Here is a 13,161-nt window from a genome sequence, read left to right as displayed (position 1 = left end):
TATTTTGCTTAATAAGCTCTTTTTTTGCATTCGATTTTGATTTCTTTAGCGGTTATATTTTGAACTTGATTTGGTGTTTGTGGATTTGGTGTTGTTTGAGCATAGTCATGGAAAACTTCAGCTTCTATAAAAGTTCCTACTTTTAAATCTCTAAAAGTGCCGTATTTATCCATACCAAAAATACCACAATCATCCATATCAATCTCTGTATTTGGTAGAATTTTTACATTCGTTTTTTGACCATAAGTAGTGTCAATTAAAATAGTCTTTGCACCATCATTTACATCTACTATTACACCATAAATTCCATCTGCATAAGCAAGACTTGAAAGGCTTAAAGCTGTTAATAATGTAGCGATTTTCTTTTTCATTTTTTCTCCTTTATTTTTTTATGCAAGAATTATATAATTTTTTGAGTGAAGCAAGAGTGAATTTAGATATAATTTGAAAAATTTACTAAATGAGGTTTATATGAGAGGATTTTTACATTATTTTTTTGCTTTTTTGCTTGCAAGTTTATTGTTTGCTTGCTCTAAAAATGAGGATAAAAGTTCTGCTATAAGAGCTTATGGTTTTAATGAAAATACACAAAGTATTTTTATAGAGTTTAATACTAATATTATTAATCAAGAAATAGGCGTTATAAAAGAAAGAGAAATTGTTGTTAATAGTCAAAAGACAAAAGTAAAATATGAGCTTGAAACACCCACAAGATTAAATATTTTAACAGCTTTAAAAGCAAATCAAAAATACGATATTTTTATAGACTTAAATGATATTATAGCTGGCGAAAAAGTGCAATTAAAAGTCCAAACTCCTTTTGAAAAACTAGATATTAAAGGATATTTTCAAAATATTTCAAATGATGAGAGTGTATTAGTTTTAAATGTTCAAAGTTTTTATACTTTTGATAAAGACGAATTGTTAAAAGCTATTAAGATTACTGCACAAGAAAAAGAAATTCAAATAGATAAAATTATCATTCAAGGTGATATGGCAAGTGTGTATTCTAAAGCGCTGAGTATTAAAAATACTAATACTAATGTAAAAGTGGTTTTTAATAAAGACATTTTAGGTTTAGAAAACAATATAGATTTAGAATATATTTTACTTGCAAAGAGCGAATTTGTTTTTCAAAATGCAAATATAGTTAATAAAAACATAGAATTACTTTTTTCTCAAAATATTTCGCAAGATCAAAATTTAAAAGAATTGATTTTTATTACTCCCAAAGTAGATTTTAAAGCATTAGCTTTTGGAAATAAAATTAAACTTACAGGTGATTTTTCTCCAAATAAAACTTATGAAATTCAACTTGCTCAAGGGATTAAAAGTGCTGATGGAATTGGCACAAAAGAAGATTATAAAACTCAAGTAAGCTTAAAAGACTATGAACCTGCTATAAGTTTTACAAATCAAGGTGTATTTTTATCTAGCAAAGCAAGTAAAAAAATAGCTTTTAAGAGTATGAATATTAAAAAGGTTCATTTGGAAGTTCATCAAGTGTTTTCAAATAATTTAAGTGAATATTTAAGATATAAAAATCTTCAAGGTGCTAAAAATTTAAGTGATTATGATAGTGATATTTTTTCAGAGAGTGATTATACTAGCGAAATAGTGTTAAAAAAAGATTTTGATATAAAAAATACTAAAAATCAATGGCAAGAAAATGAAATAGTGCTAGATGGTTTAAAAGATTTAAGTGGTGTGTTTATAGTCAAGCTTTATTTTAAAGAAGAAGATGTTGATTATGCTTTTGATGAGGGAATGGAGAGTTGGAAAAAATATAGATTTTTTAATCAAAAAGCAAAAGTAAGTAAGAATTTAATTTTTTCAGATATAGCTTTGATTGCTCAAAATTTAAACAAAAAGCTATTTGTAGATGTGAGAGATTTTACTACGCAAAAGGCTTTAGATGGGGTTAAGGTTGATGTGATTAGTAAAAGTAATCAAGTTTTAGCTTCTAAAATGAGTGATGATAATGGTTTGGCTGTTTTTGATGATATTGATGAATCGAAAGCTTTATTTATCATTGCTTCAAAAGATAAACAAGCTTCTATCTTGCGTTTAAGCTCACCTTTATTATATGATGGTTTTGATGTAGATGGTTTTGATTTAACTTCTCAAAATAAAGTATTTATTTACACAGAAAGAGGGGTTTATAGACCAGGTGATGATATCCATTTAACTATGGTTGCAAGAAATGATAAAGGAGCTGTTAATCACCCTATATTTTTAAGTTTTTTTGATCCACGCAATAAAAAGCTTTTAGATAAAATTAAACTTGATCCTTTAAGCAATGGAACTTTTTACAAAAAGGTTTCACTTGATCAACAAGCTTTAAGTGGAGTGTATTTAGCTAGGGTTGAATTTGCAAATACGATTTTTGATAAAGAAATTTTAGTGCAAAATATAGTGCCAAATCGTATAAAAGTATCTATGCAAGCTCCAAAAAGTATAAAAGAAAATGAAAAATTAGATTTTAATATTAGCTCAAAATATCTTTTTGGAACACCAGCGAGTAATTTACAATATCAAGCTGATTTATTTGTGAGTAAAAAAGAATATAAAAATTCAAAATACCCAGAATATATTTTTTCAAATCCTAGTGTTTTAGTGCAAAAATATCAAGATAATTTAAAAGGTATGTTAGATGAAAATGGCTTTACAAAGCAAGAATTTGCTTTAAATGACTTTTTAAAAAATACCCCATATAACCTTGAAGCTAGTATAAGAGCCAGGGTTTTTGAAAAAGGTTCAAGATCAGTTGAAGCGCTTGTAAATTCACAAGTAATATTGCATGAGTATTTTGTGGGTATTAAGCGTTTAAAAAATCACTATTTAAACTCAGGTTCTATTATCAATTTTGAAGCTATTGTGAGTGATTTAGATGAGAATTTGATAGCAAATAGGGAGATTAAATATACTATTTATGCAAATGATTATTCTTGGTGGTGGGATTATGATAATTATGATGATTTTTTAAAATCACTCAAAAAAGATAAAAACACACAAATCATTACTCAAGGAAGTATTTTAAGTAAGGACAAACCGGTTAAAATAGAATTTGATCCAAAAGAATATCATGGTGAAATGTTTATAGAGCTTGAAGATACACAAAGTAAAACAAGCGCAGGAGAGTTTTTTTATATTAGTAGTTTTGGTGCGCCAAGTAATGCTGATATAGTGAGTTCTTTAAAGATTAAAAGTGATAAAAAAGAATACAAACCAAACGAAACAGCTTATATTGAATTTGAAAGTGTTAAGGGCGCAAAAGCTATTGTTACTTTAAATGATAATGCAAAGGTTTTAAAACGCTTTGTGATAGATACACATGAAGATATTACAAAGGTTGAAATTCCTATTCTTAAAGAATATATGCCAAATGTTTATGTGAGTGTGATTTTACTTCAAGATTATGATCAATACACTAACGATAGAGCTTTAAGACTTTTTGGCGTGGTGCCTTTAAATGTAGTAGATGAGCAAAGTAAAATCGAGCTTGATTTAAAAGTACCGGATAAAATCATGCCAAAACAAGATTTTGAAGTAGAAATTCAAAGTAAAAACAAGCAAAGTTATACTTATACTGTAGCTATTGTAGATGAGGGCTTGCTTGATGTGAATGCTTTTAAAACCCCAGATATTTGGGGGTATTTTTACCAAAAAACACGCTTTAACATGAGTATATATGATACCTATGATAAAATCATTGCTAAAAATATTTCTAATGCTTCTAAGGTATTAACTACGGGTGGTGATGTTTTCTTAGAAAGTAGAGCAAATAAAAGCAAAAATGATGAAAAAGCAAGACGCTTTAAACCTGTTGTGTTGTTTCAAGAGCCAGTACAAAGTGATGAAAATGGTTATGCAAAATTAAAATTTAATATGCCATCATACTTAGGTTCGGTTAGAGTTATGGTAGTGGCAAACAACTTAGCAGGTTTTGGTAGCGCTTCTAAAGATATCCAAGTTAGCGCACCTGCTGTAATGCTTGAAACTTTGCCAAGGGCCTTAAGGCTTGATGATGAGTTTAAGCTTTTGGTACAAGTATTTAAAGTAGATGATGATGTAAAAAATGCAAAACTTAAACTAAAAACAAAAAATTCACTCATAAATTTTGAAAACGATGAAATTTTAATTGATTTTGGCAATGAAAAAACAAAAGATATTTATGTTAATGCAAAAGTAAATTCAAACAAGCTTGGAGTAGAAGAAATAGAGTTAAGTTTAAATGCAAAAGATTACACCTATACTCAAAATACGCAAATTGATATAAAAGCACTAAATACTATTACTTATGAGGGTAAATCTTTTAAAATTCCTGCAAATACTTCTATGGAGTTTAAAATCACACAAGATTATATTAATCCAGTAGCATTTTTAAGTGTGAGTTCTAAGCCTATTTTAAATATAAATCATAGATTAAAATACTTGCAAAATTATCCTTATGGATGTATAGAACAAAGCACTTCAGCAGTTTTACCGCAACTCTTTTTACAAAAACTTGATCAAGGGGCAAATGAACAAAAAAATATTAACAATATCAATGCATTGTTAAGTAAATACGCAAATTTTCAAACTGCTAATGGTGGTTTTGCTTATTGGCAAGGACTTAAAGATTCTGATGCTTGGGGAAGTAATTATGCGGGTATGTTTATGATTTTAGCCAAAGAAAGAGGTTATTATGTGAGTGAGGGAATGTTTAAAGCATGGCTTGATTATCAAAAACGCTATGTTTTAAAAGCTCAAACAAATAAAGAAATTAGAATAAATTCTTTATATCTTTTAGCCTTAGCTAAAGAGCCAAATTTAAGCATAATGAATGCCATTTATGAAGATAGTACTTATTTGCAAAGCCTAAATAATGTAAGTCTTTGGCAACTTGGCGCAGCTTATAAATTAGCAGGTTTTGATGAGGTAGCTTTAAATATAGCTAAAAATTTAAGCACAAAGCCTGATGGAAAAGCTAATTATACTCATACTTATGGATCTTTTCTAAGAGATGAAGCTATTATTGCAAATGCGTATAAAATAATCTATGGTAAAGATAATGATGAGTTATTAGATGATATTAAAACAACTTTAGAAAGCCAAGCTTGGCTTAGTACTCAAAGCACAGGCTATGCTTTATATGCTTTGGCAAATAGCTTTAGTGATGAAAGCTCTAAAACCATCAATGCAAGAGTAAAAATTAATGGTGAGAGTAAAAAGTTCAATACAAGTTTTTCTAAATTTGAGTTTAATCAAGGCGGTGCTTTGATAGAAGCTAAAGAAGATACTTTTGTACATTTTGGAGTAGAGGGTATTAAAAAAGGTATTGCTGAGCCTTTTGCACAGCGTATGCATATAGAAAGAAGTTTTTATGATGAAAATGGAAACGAAATAGATGAAAGCGCTATAAAAAGTTCTCAAATTTTTTATATGAAATTAAAAATATCAAATAAAAATTATCCAGGTACTTCTAATATAGCTTTAACTCAAATTTTACCAAGTGGATGGGAGATAGTGCATGATCTTTTAGATGATGAAGCTCCTGATTTTGTGAAAAATTCTTATTATGATTTTGTGGATATAAGAGATGATAAGATTATGTATTTCTTTCCTTTGTATTTTGATGAATCAAGAGAATTTTTTGTGAAATTAAGTGCTGTTACTCCGGGTGTTTATACTTTGAGTGGAGCTTATGCTGAAGCAATGTATGATAATGCTTATAAAGCTTTAAGTGAGAGTAAAAGAGTCAAAGTAGTGCAGTGAAAATCAAAATAAGCCTTGCGATATGTTTTTTAAGCCTATGTTTTTACATAGGCTTAGTTTATTTTAGTTTTGATAGCAAGGATTTATTTAAAGGCACTTATAGCAAGGTTTTGCTTGATAAAAACAAAGAAATTCTTAGTGTATTTTTAGATGCTAATGAACAATGGCATTTAGAGAGTGAGTTTATACCACAAAAATTAAAAAGTGCAGTTATTTTGTATGAAGATAAAAATTTTTATTCTCATTATGGAGTAGATTTTTTAGCACTTATAAGAGCTTTTAAAAATAATCTTTTTTCAAGTATAAGAAGTGGTGCAAGCACGATTTCTATGCAAACAATCAAACTTCTAGAGCAAAATAAACGCACATATTTTAATAAATTTAACGAAATCATCAAAGCTTTTGCTTTAGAAAGCGCTTATGAAAAAGATGAAATTCTAAAGCTTTATTTAAACAATGCTCCCTATGGAGGAAATTTAGTAGGTGTTGCAAGTGCGGGTTTGTTTTATTTTGAAAAAGATTTAAAAGATCTTACTTGGAGTGAAGCAGCTTTGCTTGCTGTGCTTCCTAATAATCCAGGTTTGATTAATCTTGAAAAAAACAAAGATAAGCTTTTAAAAAAACGCAATGTTTTACTTGATAGGCTTTTTGAAAAGGGATATTTTTCTAAAGATATTTTAACTCTTGCAAAGGCTGAAAAACTTCCTAGCTTTAAAGCAAGAAAAAACTTAGCTCCGCATTTAGCGCGTAGGCTTTTAGCGGATAAGGAAAAAATCATTTCTAGTATAGATAAAAAAATTCAAATCAAATTTGAAGAAAAAGCTAAGGAATATTCTTATAAATTAGAGCAAAAGGGTATAAAAAATTTAGCTATATTATTAGCAGATACTAAAACAAATAAAGTTTTAGCTTATGTAGGTTCTAATGATTTTTATGATTTTGCAAGTTTTGGTCAAGTTGATGGAGTGATAGCAAAGCGTAGTGTGGGTTCAACTTTAAAACCTTTGCTTTTTGCTTTTGCTATAGATGAGGGGCTTATAGCACCTGAATCTTTAATGCTTGATGTGCCTACATTTTTTTCTAACTTTGCCCCGCAAAATGCAAATAAAAAATACCATGGCCTTATTAGCGTAAAAGAATCTTTACAAAAATCACTTAACATTCCTTTTGTAAGCTTGCTTGCAGAATATGGGTATGAGAAGTTTTTTTATAAACTCAAAGATATTTTAGATTTTGAAGATGAAAATTTTAAAAAATACGGACTTTCTTTGATTTTGGGCACAAAAGAATTTAGCTTAGAAGATATGGTAAAAATTTATCTAGGGCTTGGAAATTATGGAAATTTTAAAGAACTTTTATATGAAGAAAATGCATTTACTAAAGAAGATAAAAAGCTTATTAGTGATGGAGCAAGCTTTTTAACCTTACAAACCTTAAAGGATTTAGATCGAGCAGGTTTAAGACAATATGATTTTAATACCATCATTTCTTGGAAAACAGGTACAAGTTATGGCAGAAAAGACGCTTGGGCTATAGGAACTTCTCCAAAATACACTTTAGGAGTATGGGTTGGAAATTTTAATGGCGAAGCAAATGCAAATTTATATGGTGTAAATATAGCAGGGGAATTGTTTTTTGAGCTTTTAGCCTTACTTGAGGGGGTTAATTTAGAATTTGAAAAGCCTAATGATTTAGTTTCTATCAAAATTGAAAATCAAACAGGGTATAGATATGATTATAAATTTGACTTTAAAGAAGTGCTTTACCCGCAAAGTGCAAATGTCTTAAGAACTTCACCATTTTTAAAGGAAGTTTTTATGTATAAAAACAAAGAAGTTGATTCTTTAGATGAAAATTTCCTTCATGCAAAGAAAAAGATTGTTTTAAATTTACCTTCTAATGCACAAGCTTTTTTTGCAAAAGAAAAGCAAAATTTGCAAAGTTCTAGTCAAAATTTAAAAATCATATATCCGCTAAATAATCTTAATATCATTTTGCCAAAAGATTTAAAAAGTAAGCAAAAATTGTTAATTAAGCTTATAAATCCTAAAAAAGAAAAACTTTTTTGGTATTTAAATCAAGAATTGATTTTTGAAGGAAAAGAAGAGCTTTTACCTTTAGATTTAAAAAAAGGTAAATATACTCTTAATATTATTAGTGAGACCGGAGAAGCTGAATTTATTACTTTTAATATATTTTAAACAAAAATAAGAAAAATATAGCTAAAAAACGCGTATCCCCCCCCCCAATTTTATAGGCTTTGGTGTAAAAATGTAAAGTTTTATAATTTTGTTTAAAATAATAAATAAAATTATAATAATTTTTATTATTTTTTAATAAAAAAGATTTATAATAACAAAAAATTTTTACCACTTAATATCTAAGGAGAAAAAAATGCGTAATTGGAGTCTTGGTGCTAAAATAGTTGCAATAGCTATTATAACGGTTGTTTTAATCTTAAGTATTTTATCTTTTTTGATTATAAACAGATCCACAGCTATTTTAAATACACAAATAGAAAATACACTCACAGCTTCTGTACATCGTTATGGAAATCAAGCTGAAGCAAGTATTAGGTCTTTATTTGTTAGTACTATTGGTACACAAAGAACTTTAAACAATCTTATTTCAGAAGGTGCTATAAACCCAAAAAGGATAGAAAATATTCTTGGAGAAGCTATTGACGCAAACCGTGATATAGCTTATGGATATTATTATTTGCAAGATGGAACTATGTATAAAAACATAGGAGTTGATCCAAAATATTTTTCAAATAATAATGAATTTATGGTGTTAATGAGAGATGTAGATATTAACAATGCTGGCGGTATGCAAACTTTAGCAGCAAGTGAAGAGATTGCAAAAACTAGAGCCATTAAAAACTTAATGAATGGAAATAAGCTTTATTTTGGTGAACCAAGATGGTATAACATCCATGGTAATAAATTTTTAGGGCTTAATGTAGCTGCACCTATAACTGATAAAAAAGGTAAGGCAATAGGTGTTGTTGGTATGCTTTTTGATCTTAAGCCTACAGCTGATTTTTTAAATGATTCTTCAAGATCAATTTATCAAGGCGCAAGAAGAATTTTAATAGCAAGTAATGGTGTTATAGCTACGCACCCAAATGCTGAATTTGTTACAAAAAAAATATCTGATGTGAATAAAAACGCAGCTTTTATAGTGGATTTGCAAAAAACAGCTTATGCTGGTCCGATTAATTATGTAGCAGATGATGGTAGCGAATATCATGGGGCTATAAGGGTGTTTGAAATATGGCCAAATACAGGAATTCACTGGGCTATGTTGGCTATTGTCCCAAATGAATCTGTATATGCTTCTATTGTGGATTTAAGAAATATTATTTTGATTAATTCTATTATAGCGATAATTGTTATAGTAGTTGTGATTGGTACTTTGGTAAAAAGAATAGTTTCTATAAGAGTACAAAGACTTCAAGATCATTTAATGAAATTTTTTAGATACTTAAATCATGAGGCTTCAACCGTTGAGGTTTTAATTCCTAGATATAATGATGAACTTGGAAAAATGGCATTAATGATTAATGATAATGTTCAATATATACATACTTGTTTAGAAAAAGATGACATAACTGTGCAAAATATCTTAGAAGTATCTTGTGATATAGAAAAAGGACATTTTACTCAAAGAATAAAAGCAAATCCTGTTAATCCAAAACTTGTGGAATTGAAAGAAGTGTTAAACAAAATGCTTGATGATATGCAAATGAAAATTGGTAAAGATTTAAATGAAATAGAAAGAGTTTTTAAAAGTTTTAAAAATCTTGATTTTTCAGATAAGCTTGAGTATGCTGATGGTGAGATAGAAAAATCGCTTAATGCAGTCGGAGAAGAAATAAGAAAAATGCTTCAAGCTTCATTAAAACAAGGGGAAATGCTTCAAACTAAAGCTGATGCTTTAAAAGAGAGTGTTTTAAAGCTTAATGATGGCGCACAAAAACAAGCTGATTCTTTACAAGAAAGCGCAGCTGCTGTTGAAGAAATGAGTGCTTCTATGAATGCAGTAGCAGCAAGAACTGAAGAGGTTATTAAACAAAGTAGTGATATTAAAGATGTAACTGATGTTATTAGAGATATTGCAGATCAAATTAACTTACTTGCATTAAATGCAGCTATTGAAGCTGCACGTGCAGGAGAACACGGACGTGGCTTTGCTGTTGTTGCTGATGAAGTTAGAAATCTAGCTGAAAGAACTCAAAAGTCTTTAGGCGAGATTGAAGCTAATACTAATATCTTAGTTCAATCTATTAATGAAATGGGTGAGAGTATTAAAGAGCAAGCTTTAGGAATTTCACAAATTAATCAATCTGTTTCAGTAATAGATGGTTTAACTAAAGAAAACTCGCAAATTGCTCATGCGACTAATTCTGTAGCAAATGAAGTTGATTCTATGTCAGCTGATATTGTAGCAGAGGTTAGAAGAAAGAAATTCTAAAAAACTACCCTTTAAAGGGTAGTTTAATTTATAAAATATTCTTGAATTTTATTTTTATCTTCAAAAGCCATACTTTGGAAAATTTTATCTTTAAAGCCTATTTTGTATTTTGTATTATTTTGAGTTTTAGCATAAGTTAGTGCTATGCTTAGAGCAAGTTCAAGATCTTGTGGATTGATGTTTTCATCTACTAAAGAATAAGCACCTATTAAATCAAAAAGTTTTAATTCTTCATACTTTTGAGTTTTTAATTCTTTTAAAAATTGATTTTCTAGCTCATTTCTACCCACTATCATTTTAGAGCCATTTGGAAGTCTTAAGTGGCGTCCGTATTTTAAAAGTTGTGCGTCATTAACTTGCATATTTTTATCAAATTTAATGAAATCTTTGATTTTATTTGAAAAACTCTCAAGTGTGAGCAAACATCCACCACCTGGACTTTCAAAATCTTCAAAACCAAATTTGGCGGCTAGTTCAAGTTGTCTTTTTCTGCTTCTTCCACTTATGTTTTCTAACTTTTCTCTATCAACCCAACCCTCACGCTCAGGTTTGGTTAAAGGTAAATTTTTAGCGCACATTGGACGCAAGATTAAATCTTCTTCATCAAGGGCTAGTTTTTTTACTTTAGCCATAGCATCATTTCTTTGGCTCATTGGGCGTTGACCAACTACTTCTCCTGTGATGATAAAGCTTGCGTTTTCATCTTTTAACATAGAAAGAGCAGTTTTAAACATAAAAGCATGACAATCTATACAAGGATTAAAATGCTTTCCATATCCATATTGAGGGTTAAATAAAACTTCTTGCAAATATGCATTTCTTACATCTATCATTTCAAAACTAGCCCCTGCCATAGCAGCGCGTTTTGCCATGAGTTCGCTTTTATCACTTGTGCCACCAAAGCCTATATTGATATTTAAAGCTTTTACTTCTATACCTTGAGAGCTTATGAGTTTTATAGCAAGCATAGAATCAAGACCACCACTAAAAAGTGCTAATGCTTTCATTTTTTCCTTTCGAAATTTTTGGCATATTGTAATGAATATTTTTTAATTTTTGTGCAAGTTTTTATTTAAAAAACTTCTTCTTCAAAGTTATAATGAATTGCTTTTTTATCTTTGATATTTTTTTGTAGTCTATTTAAAAATAATTCCAAGCTTTCCTCATCATCTAAAAAATGCACGCTTTTTAAAACTTCTATCAAGTGATTAAAAAAAACTTCATCATTTTGATAGCTTTTTTTGATTTTTTCTAAATTTTGATTGAGCAAATTATAAATTTGTTTTTTAAAGGCTTGTTTTAAATTTAAACTTTTTAATTTATTAAAATATGCAAGGTTGATCTTGCAAATAGCATATAAAAATTCTTCTAAATTGCTTAAGTTTTTGATATTTTCAAATTCATAAAGCTCTCTTATACTAGGATCTTCAAAGTTTTTTTGCTCTAAAATAGCTTTAGTAATATCTTGGTGTAAAAAATATTCTTTTGCGCTTAAAAGTTTAAAAAGCCCTATGATTTCATTATTTTCATATAAAAATTTCAAAAGCTCTAACTCGCTTATATTATTGATTTTACTTTGTTTGATGGAATTAGTAAAGTTTATGTTTTTTCTTGTATTTTTAGAAAGTTTAATATCATTAATATTTACACCCAAAAGATTTGCTACTAAGATAGTGTAGGAATTTGCTACTAAAGGCTCAAGATTAAAAGTGTATTTTTGTACCTCTTCTAAGGCTTTTTGCTTACTAAGTGCTGAGTTTAAATCACAACTTGCAATCAAACTTCTTATATAAAATTCTCCAAGCTCTACGCCTTTTTCTAAAATATTAAAAAGTAATTTTTCTTGATGGCTTGCTACGAGTTCAGCCGGATCTTTTCCACCTTCTATTAAGACTACTTTTCCATCAATTTTTGCTAAACTAAGCAAATGTGCCGAACGCACAGCAGCATTAAGCCCTGCATTATCATTATCAAAACACAAAATCACCCTTGCTTCTAATCTTTTTATCAAAGGTATGTGATTTTCACCCAAAGCTGTTCCTAAAACTGCCACAGCATTTTTAAATCCTGCTTTATGAAAGGCTATAGCATCCATATAGCCCTCACAAATTATCATTTCTTTTTGTTTATAAATGGTATCTTTTGCTAAATTGAGTGCGTAAAAAACGCGTGATTTATCAAAAAGTTTGCTTTGGGGGGAATTAACGTATTTTGCCATATTGTTTTCATCTAAAGTTCTACCACCAAAGCCTATGAGTAAATTTTTATGATCATAAATGCTAAAAGTAATGCGGTTGATAAAACTTGCATAAGCGCCATTTTCATTTTGTTTTATCGCACCTACCTCTAAAGCTTCTTTTTGAGTGATTTGCTCGTTTTGTAAAAGTCTTAGTGTTTCATTAGAACTTGGCGCAAAGCCTAGCTCAAAGGTTCTAATATCCTCATCATTTAAGCCTCTTTTATAAAGATAAGCTAAAGCTTCTTTGTTTTTAGCTAGGTTTTGCTTATAAAAAGCATTAAGAGTAGGCAAGATATGAATGATGGATTTTTTATTATCTTGTTTTTGCGAGGTATAAGTAAGTGAAAAATTACTCCATGAAGCAACTTTTTCCACTGCTTCAACAAAGTTTAATTTCTCATAATCCATTACAAATTTAAAAACATTACCCCCAGCCTTGCATGCAAAACAATGATAAAATCCTTTAATAGAATTAATATGCATACTAGGATTTTTATCATCATGAAAAGGACAAACACAAACATAGCTTGAGCCTTGTTTTTTTACTTCAACATAATGAGCTATGATATCAACAATATCTGTTTTTTGTAAAAGTTGTTCTATACTTGCTTGTTCTATCATCTTTAAACCTTAAAGAAAATTATATAAGCATTTAGCTATAATTGTTATAAATTTGAAAATTAAGTTGT

Annotated in this window: 5 protein-coding genes and 2 pseudogenes; 4 read left to right on the top strand and 3 right to left on the bottom strand. The window is 29.0% G+C overall.

Annotation, left to right across the window (positions count from 1 at the left end):
* Positions 1-8: 8 nt before the first annotated feature.
* Positions 9-371 (bottom strand): hypothetical protein, encoded by a 363-nt coding sequence (locus L8W68_RS03395; protein WP_263675005.1) that lies wholly within the window; start codon positions 369-371, stop codon positions 9-11.
* A 73-nt stretch (positions 372-444) separates the two neighbouring features.
* Between L8W68_RS03395 and L8W68_RS03390 the strand changes: the two genes are divergently transcribed.
* From L8W68_RS03390 to L8W68_RS08255, 4 genes and pseudogenes are all read left to right on the top strand, one after another.
* Positions 445-5,757, top strand: a complete 5,313-nt coding sequence (locus L8W68_RS03390) for an Ig-like domain-containing alpha-2-macroglobulin family protein (protein ID WP_263675004.1) — start codon at positions 445-447, stop codon at positions 5,755-5,757.
* Entirely contained in the window at positions 5,754-7,958 is a 2,205-nt protein-coding gene (gene pbpC / locus L8W68_RS03385) for a penicillin-binding protein 1C (protein WP_263675003.1), read from the top strand. Before L8W68_RS03390 ends, pbpC begins: the two co-directional genes overlap by 4 nt.
* 193 nt (positions 7,959-8,151) lie before the next feature.
* Positions 8,152-8,775, top strand: a pseudogene (locus L8W68_RS08260) (hypothetical protein); the annotation flags it as partial.
* Positions 8,776-9,852: 1,077 nt separating this feature from the next.
* Positions 9,853-10,233, top strand: a pseudogene (locus tag L8W68_RS08255) (methyl-accepting chemotaxis protein); the annotation flags it as partial.
* A 23-nt stretch (positions 10,234-10,256) separates the two neighbouring features.
* Here the strand turns inward: L8W68_RS08255 and L8W68_RS03375 are convergent.
* Positions 10,257-11,240, bottom strand: a complete 984-nt coding sequence (locus tag L8W68_RS03375) for an MnmA/TRMU family protein (protein ID WP_214135261.1) — start codon at positions 11,238-11,240, stop codon at positions 10,257-10,259.
* Between the two features lie 65 nt (positions 11,241-11,305).
* The gene (gene dnaG, locus L8W68_RS03370) at positions 11,306-13,093 is read right to left on the bottom strand and encodes a DNA primase (RefSeq protein WP_263675001.1); all 1,788 of its coding nucleotides are present in this window, start codon (positions 13,091-13,093) and stop codon (positions 11,306-11,308) included.
* Positions 13,094-13,161 lie beyond the last annotated feature (68 nt).

Source organism: Campylobacter sp. FU_497, assembly GCF_025772425.1.
Taxonomy (GTDB): domain Bacteria; phylum Campylobacterota; class Campylobacteria; order Campylobacterales; family Campylobacteraceae; genus Campylobacter_D; species Campylobacter_D lari_C.
The sequence above is the reverse complement of the archived record's forward strand: the minus strand, read 5'-3'. Positions and strand labels throughout refer to the sequence as shown.